Source organism: Bradyrhizobium sp. BWC-3-1 (assembly GCF_032917965.1).
GTDB lineage: Bacteria > Pseudomonadota > Alphaproteobacteria > Rhizobiales > Xanthobacteraceae > Bradyrhizobium > Bradyrhizobium canariense_D.
Map to the genome: position 1 here is coordinate 6,767,218 of NZ_CP136625.1, position 23,270 is coordinate 6,790,487.

Annotated in this window: 21 protein-coding genes and 1 pseudogene; 2 read left to right on the forward strand and 20 right to left on the reverse strand. The window is 60.2% G+C overall.

All coding sequences use genetic code 11. The annotated features are described in order from the left end of the window. Window positions 1-30: 30 nt before the first annotated feature. The 4 genes from RX329_RS32580 to RX329_RS32595 are packed head-to-tail and all read right to left on the reverse strand — an operon-like array spanning window position 31 to window position 3,733. Window positions 31-1,047: an ABC transporter substrate-binding protein gene (locus RX329_RS32580; protein WP_240543196.1), complete on the reverse strand. Its 1,017-nt coding sequence runs from the start codon at window positions 1,045-1,047 to the stop codon at window positions 31-33. A gap of 42 nt (window positions 1,048-1,089) precedes the next feature. Further along, the gene (locus RX329_RS32585; protein WP_085358112.1) at window positions 1,090-1,503 is read right to left on the reverse strand and encodes a Rieske (2Fe-2S) protein; all 414 of its coding nucleotides are present in this window, start codon (window positions 1,501-1,503) and stop codon (window positions 1,090-1,092) included. Next, window positions 1,503-2,606, reverse strand: coding sequence for an amidohydrolase family protein (locus RX329_RS32590; RefSeq protein ID WP_085364622.1), 1,104 nt, complete (start codon window positions 2,604-2,606; stop codon window positions 1,503-1,505). Before RX329_RS32590 ends, RX329_RS32585 begins: the two co-directional genes overlap by 1 nt. Next, window positions 2,603-3,733, reverse strand: a complete 1,131-nt coding sequence (locus RX329_RS32595) for an amidohydrolase family protein (protein WP_317244821.1) — start codon at window positions 3,731-3,733, stop codon at window positions 2,603-2,605. Before RX329_RS32595 ends, RX329_RS32590 begins: the two co-directional genes overlap by 4 nt. 143 nt (window positions 3,734-3,876) lie before the next feature. On the opposite strand from RX329_RS32595, the gene RX329_RS32600 reads away from it, so the two are divergent. Next, entirely contained in the window at window positions 3,877-4,380 is a 504-nt protein-coding gene (locus tag RX329_RS32600) for a MarR family winged helix-turn-helix transcriptional regulator (protein WP_317244822.1), read from the forward strand. A gap of 346 nt (window positions 4,381-4,726) precedes the next feature. Here RX329_RS32600 and RX329_RS32605 read toward each other — a convergent pair whose 3' ends face one another. The 8 genes from RX329_RS32605 to RX329_RS32640 form a co-directional block, all read right to left on the reverse strand. Further along, window positions 4,727-5,602 carry an ABC transporter permease gene (locus tag RX329_RS32605; protein ID WP_317244823.1) on the reverse strand — a complete coding sequence of 292 codons (876 nt, stop codon included), beginning with the start codon at window positions 5,600-5,602 and terminating at the stop codon, window positions 4,727-4,729. Next, the gene (locus RX329_RS32610; protein ID WP_162496476.1) at window positions 5,599-6,384 is read right to left on the reverse strand and encodes an ABC transporter ATP-binding protein; all 786 of its coding nucleotides are present in this window, start codon (window positions 6,382-6,384) and stop codon (window positions 5,599-5,601) included. Before RX329_RS32610 ends, RX329_RS32605 begins: the two co-directional genes overlap by 4 nt. Before the next feature lie 44 nt (window positions 6,385-6,428). Beyond that, complete coding sequence (locus tag RX329_RS32615; protein WP_162496475.1) at window positions 6,429-7,478, reverse strand: ABC transporter substrate-binding protein; 1,050 nt, start codon at window positions 7,476-7,478, stop codon at window positions 6,429-6,431. Continuing rightward, on the reverse strand, window positions 7,478-8,617 hold the full coding sequence (leuB, locus tag RX329_RS32620; protein ID WP_085357502.1) for a 3-isopropylmalate dehydrogenase: 1,140 nt from the start codon (window positions 8,615-8,617) through the stop codon (window positions 7,478-7,480). The genes RX329_RS32615 and leuB overlap by 1 nt, the downstream gene beginning before the upstream one ends. Window positions 8,618-8,648: 31 nt before the next feature. Continuing rightward, the gene (leuD, locus tag RX329_RS32625; protein WP_085357500.1) at window positions 8,649-9,275 is read right to left on the reverse strand and encodes a 3-isopropylmalate dehydratase small subunit; all 627 of its coding nucleotides are present in this window, start codon (window positions 9,273-9,275) and stop codon (window positions 8,649-8,651) included. Further along, window positions 9,276-10,685: a 3-isopropylmalate dehydratase large subunit gene (gene leuC / locus RX329_RS32630; protein ID WP_085357516.1), complete on the reverse strand. Its 1,410-nt coding sequence runs from the start codon at window positions 10,683-10,685 to the stop codon at window positions 9,276-9,278. Between the two features lie 165 nt (window positions 10,686-10,850). Beyond that, window positions 10,851-11,765 (reverse strand): LysR family transcriptional regulator, encoded by a 915-nt coding sequence (locus tag RX329_RS32635; RefSeq protein WP_317244824.1) that lies wholly within the window; start codon window positions 11,763-11,765, stop codon window positions 10,851-10,853. A gap of 621 nt (window positions 11,766-12,386) precedes the next feature. Beyond that, a complete protein-coding gene (locus tag RX329_RS32640; protein ID WP_317244825.1) occupies window positions 12,387-12,533 on the reverse strand; it encodes a hypothetical protein in 147 nt (48 codons plus the stop codon). A gap of 50 nt (window positions 12,534-12,583) precedes the next feature. On the opposite strand from RX329_RS32640, the gene RX329_RS32645 reads away from it, so the two are divergent. Next, entirely contained in the window at window positions 12,584-13,033 is a 450-nt protein-coding gene (locus tag RX329_RS32645) for a hypothetical protein (RefSeq protein ID WP_085357514.1), read from the forward strand. A 134-nt stretch (window positions 13,034-13,167) separates the two neighbouring features. On the opposite strand, the gene RX329_RS32650 is transcribed toward RX329_RS32645, so the two are convergent. From RX329_RS32650 to RX329_RS32685, 8 genes and pseudogenes are all read right to left on the reverse strand, one after another. Beyond that, window positions 13,168-13,878, reverse strand: a complete 711-nt coding sequence (locus RX329_RS32650) for an SDR family NAD(P)-dependent oxidoreductase (protein ID WP_240543205.1) — start codon at window positions 13,876-13,878, stop codon at window positions 13,168-13,170. Window positions 13,879-14,049: 171 nt separating this feature from the next. Continuing rightward, window positions 14,050-14,304 (reverse strand): annotated as a pseudogene (locus RX329_RS32655) (winged helix-turn-helix transcriptional regulator); the annotation flags it as partial. Between the two features lies 1 nt (window position 14,305). Continuing rightward, complete coding sequence (locus tag RX329_RS32660; RefSeq protein ID WP_161494806.1) at window positions 14,306-15,373, reverse strand: adenylate/guanylate cyclase domain-containing protein; 1,068 nt, start codon at window positions 15,371-15,373, stop codon at window positions 14,306-14,308. A 20-nt stretch (window positions 15,374-15,393) separates the two neighbouring features. Next, window positions 15,394-16,371: an AraC family transcriptional regulator gene (locus tag RX329_RS32665; protein WP_085357492.1), complete on the reverse strand. Its 978-nt coding sequence runs from the start codon at window positions 16,369-16,371 to the stop codon at window positions 15,394-15,396. 68 nt (window positions 16,372-16,439) lie between these two features. Continuing rightward, entirely contained in the window at window positions 16,440-17,267 is an 828-nt protein-coding gene (locus RX329_RS32670; protein WP_085357490.1) for an SDR family NAD(P)-dependent oxidoreductase, read from the reverse strand. A gap of 116 nt (window positions 17,268-17,383) precedes the next feature. Continuing rightward, entirely contained in the window at window positions 17,384-18,421 is a 1,038-nt protein-coding gene (locus RX329_RS32675; protein ID WP_094183304.1) for an alpha/beta hydrolase, read from the reverse strand. 190 nt (window positions 18,422-18,611) lie between these two features. Further along, window positions 18,612-19,934: a glycosyltransferase gene (locus tag RX329_RS32680; protein WP_085357488.1), complete on the reverse strand. Its 1,323-nt coding sequence runs from the start codon at window positions 19,932-19,934 to the stop codon at window positions 18,612-18,614. A 390-nt stretch (window positions 19,935-20,324) separates the two neighbouring features. After that, entirely contained in the window at window positions 20,325-23,243 is a 2,919-nt protein-coding gene (locus RX329_RS32685) for an ATP-binding protein (protein ID WP_085357486.1), read from the reverse strand. Between the last annotated feature and the right edge of the window lie 27 nt (window positions 23,244-23,270).

Genomic DNA, 23,270 nt, shown 5'->3' on the forward strand with positions numbered 1-23,270 from the left:
CCCTCTCCCGCTGAAACGCTCATGGGCTTCTCAGGGATAGAGCTTCTTGGCGAGGTCCATCATTGAGGAGCGCTCAGCCAGCTTGGCAGGACCGATGATCTTGGCGTTCACGAACTGCTGCGCGTCGGGATTGGCGCGCTCGGCGGCGGCGGCGTTCACCGGAAGCATCCAGGCGTTGGCGTAGAGCAATTGCGACTCGACGCTGAGGAAGTGATCAATGAACAAACGCGCGGCGTTGGGATGCGGCGCGTTCCTGAGCACCGCGAGGTCCATCTCCGCGACAGGTGCCCCCTCCTTCGGGATCACGACTTTCACCGGAAGCCCCTTCAGATCTGACGTGAAGGCAAAGATCTGCGGGATATAGATGGCGTACTCGCCGCGAGCCACGCGCCGCGCGTCGTTCCGCATGTCGCGGCTGAACACCGGCTTTTGCTCCGCAAGCTTCTGGTTGAAGTCGGACCCCATGGTCTTTTCCAGGATGGCAAACATGGTGTTGCCGCTGCCGAGCGGCCGCATGTCATCCGAGAGGATCTTACTCTTCCATTTAGGATCGTTGAGATCGTTCCAGCTCGTCGGGATGTCTTGCTCCTTCACCAGCCGTGTGTTGATGAGGATGCCCATCGGCTGCATGAAGGCGGGCACGCTGTATTCATTGGCCTTGAACGGCGGTCGCAAATGGGCCGCATTCGGGATCGGCGGTAGTTTCTGCACGAAGTCGCCGTTCTTGAGCTGCTCCTCGATCATGGTCGTCGTGACCATTTCGGTGTCGCCGAGAAATCGGCCGGCCGCCTGCTCGGTACGGATGCGCTCCGAGAGCTCACTGGCACGGAGGTCGAGACTCTCGACCGGAATCCCGTACTTCGCTTCGAACGACTTGAGGACGGCCGTGAAGTAGGGAGCGCCCAGGGCCATGTTGTAGACCACGACCTTGCCTTCCTTCTTGGCAGCCTCGACGACCTTGTCCCAAGAACCGTCCTCGGCTTGCGCGGAGCTCAACAGGCCAACGAAACAGGCGACAGCTGCCGACATCCCTAGCTTGAACAACACTTACTCCTCCCAATGCTCTTTTTTGTTTTGTCAATCCGCTGGTCAGACTTCCAAGACAACGTATTGCTTGTCGATCGTGACCTGAAACGTTTCGGCGCGCAGCTCGCCTTCGATCAGCGCACCCCCAGACTTGACCTTCAGCTCATAGCTTCTCACCTTGGTGCGATCTGGCTCGCACCAAGACCGACCGGTGCGCAGATCGAATTCCCAGCCGTGCCACGGGCAGCGCAACAATTCACCACGACGGCTAAATTGATAGTCGCCGGGCCCCGTCGCTTCGACGAGGCCGACGATGCGCCCGTTGCACAAGGACGCCCCCTCATGCGGGCAGCGATTGCCGACGGCGAAATACTCGCCCTCGACATTGAAGATGCCGATCTCGCGTCCATTGACCTGGACTAACAGGCGCTGGCCCGGCGGGATCTGATCCACGGTCGCAACCACGTGCTGCGCCATCAGTCCAACCTGTAGAACTTGCGCGCGTTCTCGTAGAGAAGCTGTTCGCGCTGGGTCTGCGTGAGGTTGGCACGAAACGCGTAGCGCGGATCGTCGAAATCCCAATGCGGGTAGTCGGTGGAAAACAGCAGCCGGTCCCATCCGATCCTGTCGAACAGATCGATCAGTTCGGCTGACGTCGCCGGCTCTTCCATCGGCTGCGTGCTGAACCACACCTGCTCGCGCACATATTCCGACGGCGGCTTCTTCACATGAGGAACCTCGCTTCGAAGCCGTGACCAGTGCTTGTCCATGCGCGCATTGAGCGATGGTACCCAGCCCAGCCCACCCTCCATGATCACGACGCGCAATTCCGGAAAGCGCTCAAGAACCCCTTCGAAGACCAGGCTGGCCACGACCGCCTGCATGGTCTGGGCGACCGAGTGATGTTCCTCCATGTAATAAGATGTCCACCCGCCCCCAGTCGATGGATGGCCATTGGTGCCGCCGACATGAATGGTGATCGGGAGCTTGTTGCGCACGGCCGCTTCATAGATCGGCCAGTAGCGCCGGCGTCCGAGCGGCTCGTCCGTCTTGGGCAGGATCAAGACCTGGGTAAAATTCGGATCGCCTCCCCGGGCGTCGATCTCCGCGACAGAGGCCACGGTGTCTTCCTGGGCAACCAGTACCGAAGCCCTCAGGCGCGGCTCCTGCTTCACCCAGCGTTCGACCTGCCATGTATTCATCGCGCGCGTCAATGCGACGCCAAGATCGAGGTTTCTCTGACTGCCGGGATTCCAGCGCAGGGGTATCAACATGCCAACCTCGATCCCATTCGGATCGAGGTGCTGTTTCTTCATCAGTTCAAGGCTTGATCCCGGAGGACCGCCCTCCTCCGGATAGGCATCGATCCGCGCAGCGTCCGGCGACATGCGCGGATGCGTTAGTGCCTCGGAGAAGGCGTGGCGCAGATGGCTGCCGTAGACCGTAAGGTGCTCGATCCACCGCGCCTCAAGATAGGGATGCACTTCGGTCCAGGAGGTCATCGCCGGATGGATGTCGCAATCGATAACCTTAAGCTTGTAGTTCGAGCCCCGTGGCCGATCCAGTTCAACGGTGCTCATGGCACAGCCTCCACAGTCTGATCGGCCTTGGCCAATCGCGAGTAAGTCGCAAACGCATTTTCACTGGCGATCTTACGGAAGAGCGTATCGGAGAGCCCGCCGGACAGAACCGCGTCGCCGTCGAAATGCCAATGCGGATAGTCCGTCGAGAACAGGAACAGTTCGTCCGACTTGATGTGATCGGCGAGCCGCATGATGGCCTCACCCTCGTCCGCCGCATCGACCGGCTGGACGGTGAAACGCACATTATTGCGGATGATCTCCGACGGCGTGCGCGTGACCCAAGGAACTTCGGCTCGCACGCCTTTCCATGTCTTGTCGGCGCGCCAGATGAACCCGCTCAGCCACGTCAATCCAGATTCGATTGCGACGATCTTGAGCCGGGGGAATTTCGCAAATACGCCTTCCGATATCAGGCTTTGGAGCTGGCTCTCGAATGCGGCGGATTGCGCCACATAGTCCTCGACATAGTGCGACGGCCACCCGACCGCGGTAGGCGCATATCGATAGGCGCTTCCTGCGTGAATCCCGATTGTCAGGCCGAGGCACTCGGCGCGTTCGTAGATGGGCCAGAGATGCCGCCGGCCCAGCGTCGTTTCACCGGACACCAGCATGAGCACCTGCACGAAGCGGAAATCGTCAGCGCGGCGGTCGATTTCCGCGACGGCGAGTTCGGCGTTGTGCCCCGGGATCATGATCGAAGCGCGGAGCCGCGGATCTCGCTCGAGCCACTGGTCCCGGATCCAGTCGTTGGTCGCCCGGCAGAACACTGCCGCCATATCCTCGCTGTGAAAGACCTGCGCCCCATAGAGGCAGTTCAGAATGCCATAGCGCGGTCGAAACCGATCGAGCACATGGTCTTGCATCGCTTCGAGCAAGGAGCCCGCCTTCGCTCCGCCCGGGAGAAGCCAGTCTGGACGACAGGAAAGTGGCGAGTTCTGCGGATAGCTGGTCAGGCTTAGATTGAGACGATCGAGCGCGCGGACGGAGACCATCTCGCGCCAATAGTCGTCCAGATAGGGCAGGAGGACGCTCATCCCGGGCACAGCCGGGTGAAGGTCGCAATCGACTGCGCCGGCATACGTGCTCGCCTGATCAAGATCGGCGACCAAGCCGTTTCCTTCCATGTCACTCTCGCCACTTTTTTCTTGGAATTGGGAGATTGCGCGCTATGTTGATATGTCAATAAATGTTTTGTCAAGAAATTTGATCTGGATCGATGCTTGGAAAATGCGGGACTTGGAACGAAGTCCATTGGAGATCTCCGAAAATGCCGGCGACCAAAAAATTCGAGCGGGAGAAAGCTTTGGACGAGCGTTCTCGGAGTGCCGGAATGCTGGCCCGTGAACATGTGGCCGTGCTGGTGTCGACCCTCGGCATGCGCCTCAACCGAGGCGCGACCGCGTACTACCGCGCGGCCTGGAATATCGGCATCGTGGAATGGCGTCTTCTCATGACGCTCAAGAGCATCGAATCCCTCAATGTCAGTGAACTTTCCGACGCTGCCGACGTAGACAAGGCTGCAGCAAGCCGCAGTCTCGCTATCCTGGCGGATCGAGGGCTAATCTCGATTGAGCAAACTCGCTCCCGTGGCAGAGCCGCTATCGCCAAGCTTACCCGCGAAGGTAGAGATTTCGCCACTGGAATGGCCGAAGCCTCGCGCAAGCGCGAGGCTCGGCTATTCAAAGATTTCTCAACCGCCGACAAACAAGAGTTGTCGCAACTTTTACATCAGCTTTCGAATGCCTTGGATCATGCCGATTGGGAGCACTAACGGATCCCGTAGCGGCATGATCAAGCGATCACTGAATCCAGCTTTCCAATCGTCCAAACACAACGGGAATCAGGGCGAAACACCGGAAAAGTAAAGGTTTGCAACGAGAGGCGGAGCAAGGTTCACCGGGTGGCTCCGCACTGCAACATCACGATGAATCTAGCGCGACGGCGGAGTTCACGGACCATCCTTCTTGAGGTGCACCGCCGTTACCCCAGACAACAGAAGACGGTTGATCCGGTGACAACGGTGCGCCCGCAGATCACGCATGTCGGGAAGATCGAGCAAGGCAGGCGGAGACCAAAGGTTTGCCCCGGCGTAAGCCCAAAACGTTAGCGCTGCAGAGTTATTCCGTCAGATTATGCTGTTGCCAACGCAGCAAATAGGCCTGCAAGCGCCAAATCAACGCGGACAGCGCAACGCCGACCAGCATCAGCACGACGACGGCAACCATCATGCCCGACGCCTCCGCGCGCGCTTCGGATTCGATGATTAGGCGCCCAATTCCCCGTTCCGCACCGATGAACTCGCCGACGATCACGCCGATCAGGGCGAAGGAGATCGCGGGCGTCAGCGAGGCGAACACCCAGGCCATGGTCGAGGGGATGACCACCGTGCGGGTGATCTGCCACTCGCTGGCGCCGAGCAGCCGGGATGCGTTGACGAAGCCCTCGTCGATCGAGCGAGCGCCCTCGAACGTGTTGAAGAACACGAGAAAGACGACCACGATCCAGGACGTGACGACCTTCGACGTGTCGCCGATGCCGAAGGCCAGCACGATGATCGGTGCGAGCGCGATGCGGGGGATCGAGTTCACGGCGGTGATGAACGGCTGGAAGATCGCGCTCAATTTATCCGAACGCCCGAGCACGAGACCAGCGGCAAAGCCGCTGCTGACCCCGGTCACAAAGCCGAAGAAGGTGTTCTTCAGCGTGACGGCGGTCGCGATCCACAGATTATTCTCGGAGCGCGCCATGCAGCGGGCGAATTCGCCGTTGAACCAGCCGTTGAAGACACCGAGCTTGGACTTGAGGCAGCTCAGGATCAGGAAATGCTCGAAGATGTCGGACGGTTTTGACACGAAATAGGGGTCGAGCAGATCCGGCACCAGCCAGGGAACGTAGGCATGCAGGGCGTATCCCCACTGCCAGATCGACAGGAAACAGACGCAGATCAGCATCTGCCAGGCAAGGGTCCTGCCGGGTTGACGCGCGCGTCTCATGGCTTGCGGCCCTTGATGAACTCCTCACCAAGCGAGTGCCAGATCAGCTGGAACAGCTCGGCATAACGCGGCGTCTCACGGATCTTCACGGCATTACGCGGGCGGGCGAAATCCACCTCGAAGCTCTCCTTGATCCGCCCGGGTCGCGCGGAGAACAGGATGATGCGATCCGCCAGCGTCAGGGCTTCGCCGAGATCATGGGTCACGAACAGCACGGTCTGCTTTTCCCGCTCCCAGATGCGCAATAGTACGTCATGCATGTCGATCTTGGTGTGGGTATCGAGCGCGCCGAACGGCTCGTCCATCAGCAGGACCTGCGGTTCGACGACCAGCGTTCGCATCAAGGCCGCTCGCTGGCGCATGCCGCCCGATAATGCGGAGGGGTAGGCATTACCAAAGCCCTCCAGTCCGGCCTGCATAAGACAGGCATTGACGCGCTCCTTGCGCTCCGCCACCGGGACGCCCGCGAGCTCCAGCCCATAGCCGATGTTATCGGCGACGGTGCGCCAGGGAAACAGGGTATCGCGCTGGAACACATAGCCGACGTCAGGCGTCGCCCGTCCGGGAATGACGGGCACACCGTCGATCAGAATCTGGCCGCTGGTCGGCCTGACCAGTGTCGCGATCATGTTGAGGACGGTGCTCTTGCCAGAACCGGATGGCCCCAGAAGAGCAACGAACTCGCCGCGCCGGACATTGAAGGAGACGTCGCGCACCGCCTCGATGGCCGCACCGGCGAGCTGAAAGGTCTTGCACAATCCTCGCACGTCGATGCGCTGCATCTCCGGCGATGCAACGGAAGGCGGCGCGGGTAAGACCTGCACCGTCAATGCGGATAGGCCTTGCGTGCCGCTTCGATGAAGCTGGTGTTGACGACATCGGCCATCGCGAGCGGCTTGATGCCGGTCATTTCACGGAACCAGACCTTCTCGCCGCGCGCGAAGCTGGCCACATCGATGATGCATTCGTAGTCGGTGACCTTCTTCATGATCGCGATGTCGACAAGGTTCGCGTCGCGCGACGTGCTGCCGACATACGGCTCGATCGCATCATAGACCTCTTCGGGACTGTGCCCCTTGATCCACTGGGTTGCGCGCCACAGCGCCGTAACGAACGCCTGCATCTTCTGCGGGTCCTTGTCGATCGTCGACTGAAGGGTGAAGTGAGACGTCACCGGGACCTTGCCGCCGATGTACTTGGCCCAGACCGTCTCGTCCGTTCCATCGAACAACAGCGCGCCCCAGCCCTGCTCGATCGAATCCTTCAGGATTGACGGCGAGTTGATGAGAACATCGACCTGCTTGGTTTTCAGCGTGCCCATCATGGTGTCGACATTGCCGGTGCCGATCCAGGTCACCTTGTCGTCCAAGCCCATGGTTTCCATGTAATAGGAAGCCCAGACGTGATTTGTGCCGCCCAACGATGATACCGAAACGATCGGCTTGCGTCCGTCAGGCCGCTTCCACTTCGCTAGTGCCTCCAGCGTGGTGATGCCCTGATCGAACAGATCCTTTCGGATGATGAAGATCGCGGCGTTGCTGCGGGTATCGACCGGCATGAGGACCCGCGCGTTGCGACCGTGATTGCTGAGCTGCATCGGGTGGGTGATATCGCCGATGCCGATATCGCCCTGGGACGAGGCGATGATCTCGCGCGTCTTCACGCCGCTGCCGCCCTGGATCAGCTTGCAGTCGAGGCCGGCCTCCTTGAAGAATCCGGCCCGATCCGCGACGAACTGAGATTGATAGATCGGAATGGCCACCGGATAGACCACGCGGCCCGATGGAGTGTCCGCCCACGCCCGCCCTGCCGCCATTGAGGCACCGGCGCCGGCGACGATCGTCAACGCGGCCCGTCTGGTGACCCGAATTCTCATCACGCGTGCTCCCTCTCTCTGCCGACCACCTTGTCGAGCGCGTTCAGCACCGCATCGCCCATCTCCTGGGTCGAAAGTCTTTTTGCGCCCGGTTCGGCAATATCGGCCGTTCGTGCGCCGGCAGCCAGCGCCGTGTCCACGGCCTGCTCCAGCAGCGTGGCATCATCGGGCCGATTGAGGGTGATGCGCAACATCATCGCGACGCTGAGGATCGAGCCGAGCGGATTGGCGATGCCCTTGCCCGCAATGTCAGGCGCACTGCCGTGGACCGGTTCATAGAGCGCCTTGCGGCGTCCGAGCCGGTCCGGCGGCCCGAGCGAGACCGACGGCAGCATGCCGAGCGAGCCCGACGCCATCGCGGCGCAATCGGAGAGAATGTCGCCGAAGATGTTGCAGGTCACCATCACGTCGAACTGCGATGGCGCCCGCACGATCTGCATGGCGGCGTTGTCGACATAGAGATGCGTCAGCTCGACATCGTCAAATTCCGCTTCATGCAGCGCGGTGACCTCCTCGCGCCATAGCACGCTGGTCTCGAGCACATTGGCCTTGTCGACGGAGCAGACCCGGCCCTTGCGCGTCCGCGCCAGCTCGAACGCGGTACGCGCCACCCGGCGGACCTGGCTGGTGGTGTATTGCTGGGTGTTGAAGCCGCGGCGCTGGCCGTCGGGAAGGGTTTCGATGCCGCGCGGCTCGCCGAAATAGATGCCGCTGGTGAGCTCGCGGATGATGATGAAGTTGACATCCTTCAGCACCGCGGCCTTGAGCGGCGCGGAATCCGCCAGCGCCGGATTGGCGACGATCGGCCGGAGATTGGCATAGAGATCGTATTTGCTGCGCAGCGACAGCAGGCTTCCCGCCTTGCGCGCGGCCGGAGGCACTTCCGTGGTTTCCGGGCCGCCGGTCGCGCCCCAGAGAATGGCGTCGGCCTCCTCCATCGCCGCGACGGTGTCATCGGGCAGCACCTTCCCGGTCGAAAGGTAAGGGATGAGACCGTATTGCGCTTCGCGCAGAGCGACCGGGATACCGCGCCGGGCCGAGAACCATTTGAGAATGCGATGCGATTGGTCGGTCACCTCCGGACCGATGCCTTCACCGCCGACCACCGCGACCTTGATCATGTTCGAAAGCGTATTCATGCCCGATGTGTCCTGACGATTATCTTGCCGATTATCCTGCAAAGTGAATCCACGGCCGCGCGTCGCGGTCGGATGCCTGGAAGGCGCGAATCTCCTGGTCTCGCCGCAACGTCAGCGAAATCTCGTCGAGGCCTTCGAGCAGCCCCGCACGCCGGCGCGGGTCGATCTCGAAGGCGAGTCGGACGCCCGACGGTGAGGTGACCGTCTGCTCCTCCAGGTCGACACTGAGACGTCCCGCGCCCTGGCTCGCTTCGATCTCTGCGGCGAGGCTGTCGATGACGGCCTTGTCCAGCACCACCGGCAGGATGCCGTTCTGGAAACAGTTGGCGAAGAAGATGTCGCCGAAGGCGGATCCGATGATGGCGCGGATCCCCATTTCCTGCAGCGCCCACACCGCCGCCTCGCGCGACGAGCCGCAGCCGAAATTCGGACCCGCGACCAGGATTTCCGCACCGCGATAAGGCTCGCGATTGAGGATGAACTCCGGATTGTCCGAGCCATCAGCCAAATAGCGGAGCGAACCGAACGCCCATTTGCCGAGACTGCCGCGGACGGAATTTCCGATCATGCGGTTGATGCTGATGATGACATCGGTATCGACATTGGTGCGCATGATCGGCACGGCGGTCGCGGTCAGTTTTGTGAAGGCTTGCGCCATCTAGCGCTCCATGGTTCGGACGTCAGCGATGGCACCGGACACCGCCGCCGCAACGGCCATGGCCGGGCTCGCCAGGTGAGTGCGGGCGCGTGGCCCTTGCCGGCCGATGAAATTGCGGTTCGAAGTCGACACCGAGCGCTGGCCGGGCGGCACCGTCTCGCCGTTGGCGGCAAGGCACATCGAGCACCCGGGCTCGCGCCATTCAAAGCCCGCGTCGATGAAGATCTTGTCGAGCCCTTCGGCCACCGCATCTCGCTTCACGGTCTCCGAACCCGGCACGACCCAGGCGCGCACTCCAGGCGCAACCTTGCGACCGCGCGCGACTTCCGCCGCGGCGCGCAGATCGCTGAGGCGGCTGTTGGTGCAGGAGCCGATAAAGACCCAATCGACCGGCGTGCCCGCGATCGGCGCGCCGGGCTTGAGGCCCATATAGTCGAGCGCGATCTCGATCGCGCCGCGGCGCGCCGGATCGGCGATATCGGCGGGATCCGGAATGCGGCCATCAACGCCGAGCACATGCTCGGGACTGGTGCCCCAGGTGATCTGCGGGATGATGGCCCCGACGTCGATCGAGACTTCGCGATCGAACACCGCGTCGCTGTCGCTCCGAAGCGTCCGCCACGCCGCGACGGCGCGGTCCCACATCTCGCGTTGCGGCGCATAGGGGCGGCCGCGGATGTAAGCAAACGTCGCCTCATCCGGCGCGATCATCCCCATCTTGGCGCCAAGCTCGACCGAGAGGTTGCAGATGGTGAGCCGACCTTCGACCGGCAGGTCCCGGATCGCACTGCCGGCATATTCGACGGCATAGCCGGTGCCCCCGGCGGCGCCGACACGGCCGATCAAGGCGAGGATGAGATCCTTGGCGGTGACGCCGAACGGCAGCCGCCCGTCGAATGTCACGCGCATGGTTTGGGGCCGGCGCTGGATGATGGTCTGGGTCGCCAGCACATGCGTGAGCTCGCTGGAGCCAATGCCGAAGGCGAGCGCGCCGAGCCCGCCATGGGTGCAGGTATGGCTGTCGCCGCAGACGATCAGGCAGCCGGGCAGGCTGAGACCGAGTTCGGGACCGATGACATGGACGATGCCCTGCCCGGGCTGATCGAGGTCGAACAGCCGGATGTTGCTGGCGGAGGTCTCAGTCCGTAACGCCGCCAGCAGATCCCACCCGGTCTTGATGGTGCCGGCACGCCCCGCCGCCGTCGAAATCGCATGGTCGGGCGTGGCAAAGGTCAGTTCGGGATTGTGGACCGGAAGATCACGGCTTTTGAGGTCGATCAGGCCGCGGGAGCCGCCGAGGTCATGCAGCAGATGGCGATCCACATGAAGCAGATCGGTATCATCGCTGAGCTTCGCGATGACATGCTGGTCCCAGATTTTGGCCAGCAGCGTGCGACCGTGCGTGTCCACGATCCGTCCTCCCGTGTTCGGCATTTGATGTGCCGTATGTGCTGCCGATCATGCCGACCGACAGCGTTCTTGGAAGAAGGATAGAAGAGCGTCCCGCAAATGTGCAGTGATGGTTTGGCAGGGTGCCATCGCGGCCGGCGATGGCAGGCGTTGACAAGAGAGATGTCAGCTTCGCCCGCGCACGACCGTCAGCCGGTCGGAGACGCCGCCCGTGGCGAGTCGCGCCTCATCCTGGGTCCGCAAATGGTCCACCAGCAGCTTCGTGACTGGGGGCAGCGACTTGTAATCGCGCACCCCCATGACGAGCTCGCGCCGGGCCCAGGGCTCGTCGAGCGGGACGGTGACGAGGCTGTCGATGCCGTACCGGTCGCGAACGATCTCGAGCGGCACCACGCCGACCCCCATCTTGGCATCGATCACCCGGAACAGCGCATCGAAACTGCTGACCCGGATGCGCACCTTCATGTGCTGCCCGAGCGCCGCGGCGGCCCTGACACACAGCGTCTCGATCGAGCTCCCCTTCTCCAAGCTGACGAAGTCGAAATCGACCAGCTCGCGGAAGCGAATGTTGCTGCGGCCCGCCAGCGGGTGGTCGCGCGTGACCAGGGCGACCAAGCTGTCGCTGCGGTAGGACAGCAACTCCAGATCCTGTCCGTCGATGTTGCCGCCGAAAATGCCGATGTCGGCCCGGTTCTCCACCACCGCGCGCACGATCGCGGGGCTTAAGTCCTCCTCGATGTCGATGTGGACCAGCGGATGCCGCTCCAGGAACACGCTGAGCTCGTCCGCCAAGGCTTCGAGGATCGCGGACTTGTTGGCACAGACCCGGATGAGACCGCGCTTGCCCTGCCGGTATCCCGTCAGCTCGGTCTCGAGCTTGCTCAGATTTCCAAGGATGATGCGGGCGTGCTCGAGCAGCGCGAAACCGGCCGATGTCGGCTCGATCCCTTTGGAGTGGCGGTGCAGCAGTTCGACCTGGAAGCGGTCCTCGATATCAGAGATGCGGCGGCTGACCGCGGACGCAGCGATGCTCTTCTTCTCCGCCGCCTTCGCGATACTCTGCTCCTCGACGATCGCCACGAACAATTGCAGGGTCAGCAGATCGATTTTGGCCGTCATCCGCAAAATCCTCGGGCGGGTCTCAGACGTTCACATTGTGAAGAAGCTTGGCGCCTGGTCGCAAGTCCGGTGTTAGATTGCGCTTCACTCGGGACAAACAAATTCAATTTGCGGGGTACGCCTTTCACGGCGTTTGACATGGCGGAAAAGACACAAAATCTTGGAACGTTTTATGCCGTTCTGCCGATTTCCTGGAAAATGGGAGCCGGCGGGTTGTGGCCTACAGCATCGACTACATCGCGGACTACTTCGATGATAGCCGCTGAAGAACGCGCGGATGTGTCCCTCGCGTCCAACACTAACCTCCGGGCTTCCACGGACTCGACTCCAATGTTCTTGTTATGTTCTAATGCGGCATGACTGACCGTCCTGCCCAGCTGGCGCATGCCGACCCGGAAGCAAATGGAGAAGATGGCCGCTGCCGTCGCCAGAAAGGGCCCTCCCGCACCCGTACCGGCTCCGGGCGAGGATCTCCCGCCCGAATACTGGCGAGCTCTACTGGAGGACCCCCGTGCCGACGGCGGTTCGTTGAGCGATGGCGCAGCGGGGGTCCCGACGCGGCTGGGCCAAATTCCCCAGCATCTACTGAGAGTGGGCTGCCGGCGGTGCGGCCGAGCCGTCGAAATCCAGAAGGTCGATGCCGTCAGGCTGTACGGTCCCGACGCGGTCTGGCGTGATGTCGGCCAGCGGCTCCTGGACAACACGTGCACGCAGCGGACGGGGCGCCATGAGGAAGACGGCTGCTGGCCGACATACGAAATGCCATAGTTGGCATGGTCATGGCCCCTAAGCACCATCCGACCCCGCTCTCCGGAGGCGACCGCAAGGCCCTTGCCAAGGAGCTCGGACGCGCCCGCGCCATGACGACGATCCTCGCCGCCCAGTCCACCGTAGCCCGGGCCAAGGGCGAGTCCTTAATAAAGCAGGCCGACCGGCTTCTGTGTGAGTCTTTCAACGAGCGCATGTGGGCGGACGGCGGGCCAATCGATCCGTCGCCTACGATCGACCAGGCCGTCAACGGTGGCTATGCTTGGATCGAGATCGAATGCTCGCGATGCAAGACCAAGCGGGACGTCGACATGGCCGCGCTGCGCCATCCGCCGACCACTTTCGTGCACGACTTAGCCAGCCGACTTCGCTGCAGCAAATGCGCTAAGGCCGGTCGCCGGCCGGCGGCGACGCTGTTGCAGCTGGCCCAGCGGGCCCGCCATCCGGATCTGGAGCCCTGACCAACTTGTGGCGATGCCGCTGATTCTGAGGACGTAGCGAAGTCGAGACCTGGATGGTCGCACCTGCAGAAGCCCTAAGCCGCGGCGGCCTTCGTCAAGGCGAGAAGGTGCCATTCTGATCCCGTGTGTGAACTTCAATGACCAGCGGTTTGACCGCCATCAACGTGTAGGATCTCGCCCGTCACAAACTCCGCCGACTCCAGGTAGAAGACCGCATCCACAACGTCGGCTATCTCACCCATGTGGCCGAGGGGATGTAAGATGTGAAGTCTCGCATGCGTGTCGGGCGGATTCATCGGTGATTTGATTGCACCTAGGGAGACCGCATTCGTTCTGATTCCCCGCGTAGCAAATTCGATCGCAAGCGACTTAGTCGCGGCATTCAAACCACCCTTTGTCAATGATGCCAGCACGGACGGTACACTGTGGAGGGCATGATCCGTCAAGCTCGTTGTGATCTGGACGACATGACCTGCGCCTCGCTTCTCCATCTCGGGAATGGCGAGCTGTGTCATGTGAAAAAAGCCGGCGAGGTTGACACCAAGCATCGCCGCATAATCAGTTTCGCTATACTCGGTGAACGGTTTCGCGATAAATATTCCTGCGTTGTTTACAAGCGTGTCGATGCGGCCAAATCGCGCAACGCCTTCCGAAATCGCGCGCTCGGCGGTCCTCCGATCCGCGATGTCTCCCGGCACTACAAGGAGTCCATCATCGTCCGAGGCTCTGATCGAACGCGAGGTAGCCACCACCCGATAATTGCGATCGCGGTACGCTTTGACTAGCGCTGCACCTATGCCCTGCGACGCACCTGTTATGACAGCAACTTTCGCTTCGGTATTCATAGCGGACCCTTTCGGTGAATTCGTAGCGCGGGGAGCAATCAAGCAAAAAACTTGTCGTGAATAGATGTTACCTACCCGATCTAGCGGAGGAGTGGCGTTCGTGCCGGGTAACGTAAATTTCTCTTCCCATTGGCGGATGGCGACAAGGACGCTGCACAGCGCTCGGCCTTTCGCAGTTAAGTTGTACTCGCGATATGCGCTTCCGTCAGAAGCTGGTGAGATTCTGAAGATTTCAAACTCAACCAACGTTTTCAGTCTGGCGGACAAGATGTTCTTGGCGAGTCCGAGACTTCTTTGAAATTGTCCGAACCTTCTGCTACCCTCCAACGCGTCCTGTACAATCCGCAGTGTCCATCGATCACCGATCGCATTCAGAGCCCTCGAGATGGGAGAGGCCGCTCCAGTTCTGTGGTGTCCCTTTGTCATCTTATGGGGATTTATCCAGCAGAAGTTGTGAACCACCTCGTTCAACTGGCGGCTTCCCCTGGTTTGGCTCTCTTCCCAGGCTAAAAAGATGAATGGGCTCTTTGCGGCCCCGCAGCATGTGTAATCCTTCGTCTGTGAAGGCTTTGGCAAGCTCAAGACTACCTTCGGCGAGCAGCGCCTGCATGAATGCGTCGGTGACCAGCACCGCGGCACCAAGATTGCGGCAATAGGCTTCAACACGGCTTGCAATGTTCACGGTATCTCCGACCAAGGTAAGCTCAAGCTGCTTTTCGCTGCCAACATCTCCTTGTATGACCTCCCCATAGTGGATCCCGACGGCAACGCGTAGAGCCTCCTCGCTACAATCGGCATGCCGGTGATTCCAATGTTCGATTGAATTGACGATCTCCAGGGCGCACGCGGCGGCGTTCGTTGCATCGCGCAGGCTCGTCAAGGGGGGGCCGAAGAATGCCATGAGGCCATCGCCCAGAAATTTGTCTATTGATCCGTGATGCAGAAAGACCGCTTCGCTGAGAAAGCGCAGTAGATCGCGTAACAGGCCGATTACAAGAGCTGGAGACTTGCCCGAGGAAAAAGCCGTAAATCCGATCATGTCGGCAAACAGTACCGCCGCCGGCTGGCTGCGCGCGAAGGAGAATGGGATGTGAATACCGACAAGCTGATCTACAATTGCCGGCGAGAAAAAACGAGCAAGGTTCGCGCGCTCCCGTTCAACCTTCTTTACGCGCTCGTTTGCGGAAATGCTCCGCAGGACTAGAACCGTAGTAATCAGGATTGAAACCAAGCTAACTGCGGAGCGCAATGGGGCGGCTCCATCCACCGCAAATCCGTGCACGAGCACATAGCTCGCCACCGTGAGCAATGCGCAGGCGGCGCCCGTTATGAGAACGCCTTGCCGATGAAGATCATGGGCGGCGATCAAAACAACGATCACATAAAGTGATGCCACGGCAAACTGCAGAGACGATAAGGTATCAATCAGAAAGATGGCGCCGGCAAGTGCGGCCGCTGCAACTAGAAAGGGAGGACGGATAAGTTCAAGCATCATCGGAGTGTCAACCGAATGCATCATGGGCGGTTTTTTTGCACGGGAACCTTGTGCATTTGCTGAGCGATTCTCCGATGATCTCTGAAGCGGCCCCTGCGCCCAAGTGAGCGGTAGCGACCGGGCGAAGTGCCGAAATGCTTCTGAAAAACCTTCGAAAAAGCCGCCCTCGTGCCATAACCAACAGAGGTTGCAATTCGAGCAATGGCTTCGTCTGTCGATATGAGCAATAGAGCAGCTTCGTCCATTCTTCGAGAGACGAGGTAGCTATGCACGGGCTGTCCCACGAGTTTCGTAAAGCGGTCGACGAAAGACGTCCGGCTCAAGCCCGCGCAGCGCCCTAGTTCGCGAAGACTCCAGCGCCGTCCCGGATGTTCATGGATCAATTGGAGGGCTTTGCCGATTTGTGGGTCTGCCAATGCGCCAAGCCACCCACTTTTGCGAAAGCCAAGGGATTTGGCCCAGCTTCTCAGCACTTCGACAAACAGAACCTCTGTAATCCTTGCCAGAACGGCGCACTGTCCGGGGCGCTGAATGGCGGATTCATCTACGATACGCTGCAGGATTGCCTCAAGCCAATCGTGATCGGGTCTCAGATGCAAAATGGATGGAAGCATTTGGAGCGGATTCATCCGCGTGGGCCGGGCCAGCATGAAGTAGCCGCAGATTAAGGTCGAGACGGGCTCCCCGTCACCGCCGTGACGAACCACCCCGAGATGCGCCGGTCGCCGCTCAAGTTCGAATAGGGAGAGGGGCTTCGTCCGGCGGCCGGACCGGACGATATGGGGCTCACCGCGCGCGATTAGAATGAAATCACCGTCTTTGATGCGTATCTCCCGTCCCTCCTCGAGTACGACGGTGGCCGAGCCGTGACGGAGATAGTGGAAGACGGCGTCAGGTGTCTGGGGAAGCGCCACGTTCCATGGTCGTCCTAGCTCGTAGTGGAACAGTAGGGTTCCACTAAGCTGAACACGATTGATGACGTCTGTGAGGATGTCCATGTCGTCGGGCTACTCTCGATCGCGAGATCAGCGCAGGGCAGGCAATTTCGGCATAACCCAGCTCATGTTTATCCCGGACGTTGGTGGCTTTCAGCGAGACGATTGCGCGACATTGCAGTCGACCGCTGCATCAGGCGATCGACCATTCCCGGCACCAAGAAGTGCAGCGCGCGGAGAAGCAACATCCCCTTCGGCAAGACCAGAATTGATTGCCGGTTAGTCAGCGCATTCAGGGAAGCACATGCGACCGCCTCAGCCTTGAGGACTGGAAGCCAGGCTGGAGTTGTAGGACGCTTGGTCTGGTTCTTGGCCCAATATTCCGTCTCCACAGCTGAAGCCGCCACCAGGGTTGCCGTGAGATTCGTTCCTCTCAGGTCCGCTCTCATGGCTTCATGAAGTCCGCGCATGCCCCACCGAGCGGCTGTGCAGCCCGTCGCGCCGGGCCATGGAAGGAAGGCCCCGATGAAAGTCACGTTCCCTATCATGCCGCTCCCCCGGAGAAGCATTTCCGGCAGAAATGCACGCGTGACGTAAAGCGCGGCGCGAAGAGGAGCTGAGATCATCTCGTCGATTTCAGCGTACGAACATTCCTCCAAATATGCCCACCGGCCGCCCCCAGCGTTGTTTACCAGGACGTCCGGCACTCCTGCTTCAGCTGCCACTCGCGTTCGGAGGCGTTCTATTTCGTCCGAATTCGTCAAGTTGCAAACATATGCTTTTGAGCGTCCTCCATTGCGCCGTATCGAATGTTCGACCTCAGCCAGCTTCGCTGCATTTCTCCCGACGAGAACGCTAATAGCGCCGCGAGCAGCTGCTTCCCGTGCAATCGCGGCGCCAATTCCGGAGGAAGCCCCGGTCGTCAACACTACCTTGTCTCTGAGACCGGCCATCTTCATCAAATCCTTTCAGCTCTTGTCTCCGCTCTTCAGGGCCACCGTGCTTCGCACGATAAAGAGCGGGGCTTATGCCGAGCGCACACCCTGGTCAAAACTGCGGGGAGTGCACACTCCGCTCAGGGGCTCAAACGCCTTCTGATCTCCGCGCTGACTTGGCGAAGAGCCGCTTGTACGCCGGCTACACTGTGGATGCCGTTGAGCAGAACGAAATCATGGATCATTCCGGAGTAGCGGCTGGCGATCACGTCAACACCGGCCTCCTTTAGCTTCCGGGCGTAGGCTTCGCCTTCATCACGGAGAGGGTCATTCTCGGCGGTGATGACTAGTGCAGGCGGCAGGCCACGAAGTTGGTCGATACTGGCCCGCATCGGGACGGCGTAAGGATTGTGTCGCGTTTTCTCATCCGGCGCATAGATACTCCAGCCGAACTCCATGAAGGCACGCGCAAGGAAGCGGCCACTTTTGAATTTGCGGTAGGATTCTGTCTCAAAATTGGTGTCGGTCGCCGGAATAAGAAGCACCTGAAGGCGAATAGACGGTCCTCCACGGTCTTTTGCCATCAAGGTTAGTGCAGCAGACATATCGCCACCCACCGAGTTGCCGGCGACGGCAATTCGGCCACCATCGACGCCGATCTCCGCACCGTGCTCGGAAACCCACTTTGCCGCGGCATATGCCTGCTCGACCTGCGTTGGAAACACTGCGTCCGGAATGGGCGTATATTCGACAAAGACCGCCGCTGCACCTGAGCCGACGACGAGGTCCCGGACGAGCCGCTTGTGGTTCTCGAAGTCACCAGCGATCCAAACGCCGCCGTGGATGAACAGAAGCACGGGCAAGTTTCCGGCGGCGTTCACCGGCTTCATGACGTAGAGCTTCACCTGCTGCCCGTTCTCAGAGATCATTTTCTCCGAGATTGTTACGCCTGAAAGGTCGACCGGTGTCTTCGATTGCAAGCCGGTAAGAACAGCTCGAACTTGCGGTCCCGGCTTTTCCCAGAAGGGACTCGTATCCTTGTTTAATTCGGCGAGGAAGGTGCGGATCTCGGGATCAATATTCGGATCGGTTGCGGCATCGGAGGCCATCGTCGGGGCGGCTTGGGCCATCGCTATCATTGCTCCTAGTGCTATTGCGCGCAGGGAAGGACGTTTCATCGCTTTCTCCTCGCTGGACGCATCCGGTCGGGCCGGACCCGCCCTGCTTTCGAAATACGTTGCACAGACAGTATCTTTGAACGCGAGCCGAGGCTCGCGAGGAGCTGCAAGAACCTGCAAGATCCCGCAAGGCGCGGAGGGCTATGCAGCCGCATGTCGACTGACGGTATGCTGAACCATTACGCCAAGGTTAGATTGCCCGCGCACGACCGCGCCTTTGGGCTGCGTCGCGTACCACGTCGTCAAGAATGCTGAGGATCTCGGATCTAGTGTCCATTTTGGCGAATTCCGCGGCCATGCGGGCGCTTCGCGCACGGTATGATCGCATGTCCAGCACGGCGCGGATTGCCTCGCGAAGAGCGGATGAGGTCGGCTCCTGCGTCTTAAGATCGATCCCCACACCGGACCATGCCACGCGGGCATTCGTGTCCGCCTTGTCTTCGGTCAGGCCTGCGGCGACCAGCGGAATGCCAAAACTGAGGGCCTGATTGACGCTCCCGTAGCCGCCGTTGGTGACCAAAGCATCGACGTGGGGAAGCAACCATTCGAATGGCAAGTAGGTTGCGATGCGTGCGTTGGATGGAATAGCACTCGCAATCGCCTCGATAGGGCGGCCTCCGGTGGTGGCGACCACGAGTACATCAGGTTCATTCGCAAGCGCTGCGAGCGTGGGAATAATCAGCTGGTCGAAATTGTGGTTCGATACGGTTCCCTGGGTGACGAGTACCACCTTGCGTGATCCATCCAGATCGCGAGCCCAAGGAGGAAGTGGCGCCTGTCTCGGAATGATTGGCAAAGCGCCGACAAAGCTGATCGAACGCGGCAGATCCCGCCGCGGAAACTCGAAATCGGGGACGGTGAGCTGAAGATAAGCGTCAGGGAGCACCACCGCGGCTTCGTGAGCATCCATGGCCAAAGGCTTGATGCCCATGCGCCAGAGACAATTGTTCAGATGTTTGCGAACCGGCAGATACAGCACTTCCTCGTGGTCTTTGGCGATGACAGCGTAGGCCTCGCGCTCGACTTCGTTCTGCGCCGGCAGCAAGCCTGCAAAGTTCGGAGCACCGTCGTCACGCCGGAAGTGCAAAAACATCGTGCCGCAAAGGATAATTGGTGGCCGATCCAAACTCGAGCCGAGGAGCATTGGAAAAGCGCCAAAGAAGAGATTATCCGCCAGAATCACGTCGGCCGAGAACTCGCTTAATACACGTTTCAGCCCCTCATCCTGTGCAGGAATGGGATCAATGAACACCCGCTCTAGATAGAAGCGCGACATCTCCAGGCCGGGCGGAATGTCCTTGTAGTCGGGGAAAACGGCCGCCATGTCCCGGTAATCGCGGTCAATCGCGTCAGGAAAAGGGTAGAATGTGGCGCCAGCCCCTTCGATCGCGCTACGCATCGCGCTGGCGGACAGACCGGCGACTTCGTGCCCTTGGGAGACAAGCATCCGCCCAATGGAAAACATCGGGTTGATATGCCCAGTGAACGGCGAGGAAGCGATGAGGATTTTCATGGAGCCTACTCAATTGGAACGTAGATGCGACACTGATCTTCAGCGACCGGAGACCTATTGCACCGGAGTTGCGCGCGGTAGACCGCAATCGTCCAAATCTTATGCCCGATCGTCCGGGGCTTGGGCGTTGGATGGCTCAATGTTTGATGAACCCTGAGAAGGCGACGCTTCCACGGGCGAACGTCTCAGGTGCTTGAATGTGTCGAGCTTCAACAGAGCGCTCTACAGCGGAGGTGAGCAATGCTGATCAATGCGTCCACCGTGCGTTGAGGGATGATCCGTCAACGATCACAGATCAATTAACTTCGATGAGCCGGACAACGACCATCTGACTGCCTGCAAAGGTGGCTAAGTAGACGGAATGGAGTTGTTTCTATCTCCGTATCGTTATCAGGACGGCCTCGAGATTCTCGATTGCTCGATTCCGTCCAGCAATCTTCTGGCTTCGATCAGGTCAGGCCGTTGGAAGCCTTCTGTAAATCGCCCATAAATCGGGGCGAGCACGTTGTACGCGTCCATACTTCTTTTCTTGGCGAGCCAAAGCCCGGCGGTGTCTAACGCTGTTCGCAATTGCCACGCTAGTGCCGACTGGCGACCGGCCAACTGGAGTGCCTCCAAAAGATATTCTTCGCCGCTATCCGGATCCGGTGACCGACGAGATGAGAGTATTAATCCCTTGAGCCGGAGCAATTCCGGCAATCTGAACACGTTTCCAGCGGTCTTCACCAACGAGATGGTGTTATCGATCATTGTCAGCGCCCGGTCGAATTGTCCGAGCATCGACCAACCCTCCGCCAAAGCGCTGTTGAACGCCGCAGTGTGCAGTTCGTATTGACCCGAGTGCAGAGCTTGCAAAGATCTAGCAAGCAGCTCTACGCCGGCTTCGGCATCGCCGCGCTTGACCAGCAATTTACCAGTCGCACCGACGCCCACTGCATGGTAGGAATCTAGGGAATATCGGTCGGCATAAAAATTGAACTTGTCGATGCTCTCTTGAGCCTTCGCCCACTCAGCGGTCCCAAAATATGTGGATACGGCCCAGATGAGAGCGATACAGATCGGAATCGGGTGGCCACTTGCTTCGGCTGCTGCCACGGTCCTGGTCGCGAGCACCGTTGCTTGATCGGAAAAACCCAAAACCCAAAGAGTCCTAGCCAGTACTACCGCCGCCCGACTGCACGGGTCGAAGCCGTAGTTGCTTGTAACGGCGCAAGGAGACGCTTGGGTTGGCGCCGCCGCTGCCTCAAGGTGCGGGCGCGCCTCGGAGTGGTTTCCCATGATGTGATAAGAGCTGCCTAGCATGGAATGCGCGGCGGCGATGCCCTGTGGATCCCCTAGCTCTTGAGAAACCCGTTCTCCGCGCTGAGCCAAAGCCAGCGCTGCTTGGAATTCTCCTATTCGTTCCGTGAAAAAGTGGAGCCTGACCAGGAGCCGCAGCTGACTCGCCACATCGCCTAGCTGCTCGGCAAGCGCGATTGCCCTGAGGAAAGCGGCTCGAGCTTCGGCGCTGTTTCCTTCGACGAGCATGAGCGACAGTCCAAACGCGGACTGCAGAATGAGCTCGACGCGCGTTCCACGAGCCTGGCCGAGCTCTGCGATTGCCCGACCTGCCCAACAATGGCACTCAGTCAATAGCGACAATTGAAGAAACAGCTGCGTTGAACTCGCCGCAAGCGTGATTCCGAGCTCTCTGCAACCCGCGCCAAAGCACCAATCGAGGGCGGCACGAACGTTGGTAAGGTGCTCTCTGTAAACCTCCGCACCAACGGCCGGGAGTCGTGCAAGTGAATCGATCAGCTCTTGGTAGTAGGCAGCATGTTTGCGAGAGATTTCGTCGCGTTCGCCGCACGCGTGTAGTTTCTCCAGCATATAGACGCGGGTCATATCCAGCAGCCTGTAGCGCGTCGTCCCCCCATCGCACACCACTGCGATTAGCGATTTAGTGACGAGACTCGCGATGGATGGCAACACCATCGCATCGTCGTTAGGCGAGAGTACCTGAGCCGCGTCTACAGTGAAGGTGCCGGTGAAGACTGACAGTCTGCAGAGAACTACGCGCTCACGCTCCGGCAGAAGCGCATAGCTCCAATCAAGGGTCGCGCATAGGGTTTGATGACGGGGCGTGGCGGAACGCCGCCCCATCCAGAACAAGATCAGGCGGCTGTCCAGCAGGTTTACAATTCCGTCGAGGGCATGGGCGTTCAGGCTGCCGGCAGCTAGTTCGATCGCAAGAGCGACACCGTCGAGCTTCCGGCACAACTTGGCGAGCATTGGCGCATCCGCATCGCGAAGTTCAAAGCGCTGTCCGCGTGCTATCAAACGTTCGACGAAAAGCTGTGCAGCCGGGTACGTGAGGGCCTGCGCCGCTGTCAGTTCAGCATCGTCAGGCGGGCCTTGCAGCGGCGATAGCCAATGAATGTACTCTCGCTCTGCACGCATCGCTTCCCGGCTAGTGGCCAGAATATGGACGTCCGGCGCCTCTTGATTTATGCGGTCTGCCAACGCGGCTGCGGCGTCAATGATGGTCTCGCAACTATCGAAAACGAGCAACGGTCGTCGCGCGCGAAGGAACTTCATCAAGCTAGGGATGGGATCCGAGGCGTGCACCAGGAGGCCGAGAGCGGAAGCCAGGGCGCTCGGGACGAGCGAAGGATCATTGATGGTGCCAAAGTCGACGAAGTAGACAGCTCCGTCGAACGTTGCGAGCAGACCATGACTGACTGCCAAGGCAACTGTGGTCTTGCCCATGCCGCCCGCGCCTAAGATAGTGACGAAGCGAGTTGTAAGGAGTTGGGACGAAATCTCGGCAACCGTCTCGTTCCGGCCAACCATGCGCGCAAGTGGCCGGGGGAGCATGCTGTGCTGGTGGGGTGGTAGGTCCAGGCTCGCCGGCTTCGTCGGGGCGCTCGAGTGGATAACCGGGGCGACTAAACAATAGCCCTGCCCCGTCAAGGTAACTACGTAACGGGCGCCGGCGCTACCGTCGCCAAGCGCCTTTCGCAGCTCCGCGATATGGAATCGGATGCATGGTTCTTCGACGGCAAGACCGGGCCAGACCCGCGCTGCCAGATCTTTCTTTCTGACGACTTGACCCGCATTATCAGCCAGCGCGATCAGTATATCCAGCGCGCGTGCGCCCAACTGAATCGCCTTGCCGTTCCGACAAAGAAGCCTTTCTGCAGGAGACAATGTGAAAGGGCCGAACGAAAACAGGTCTTCTCTTGGAGCAAGGTCCAGGTCCGTCGTTCCCGAGGCTCTGACACCCTTGCCACCGGTGAAACGTCTATTTGCAACCGGCGATCGCGCCAATGTCCGTCTCCATCATCCGGCGATATG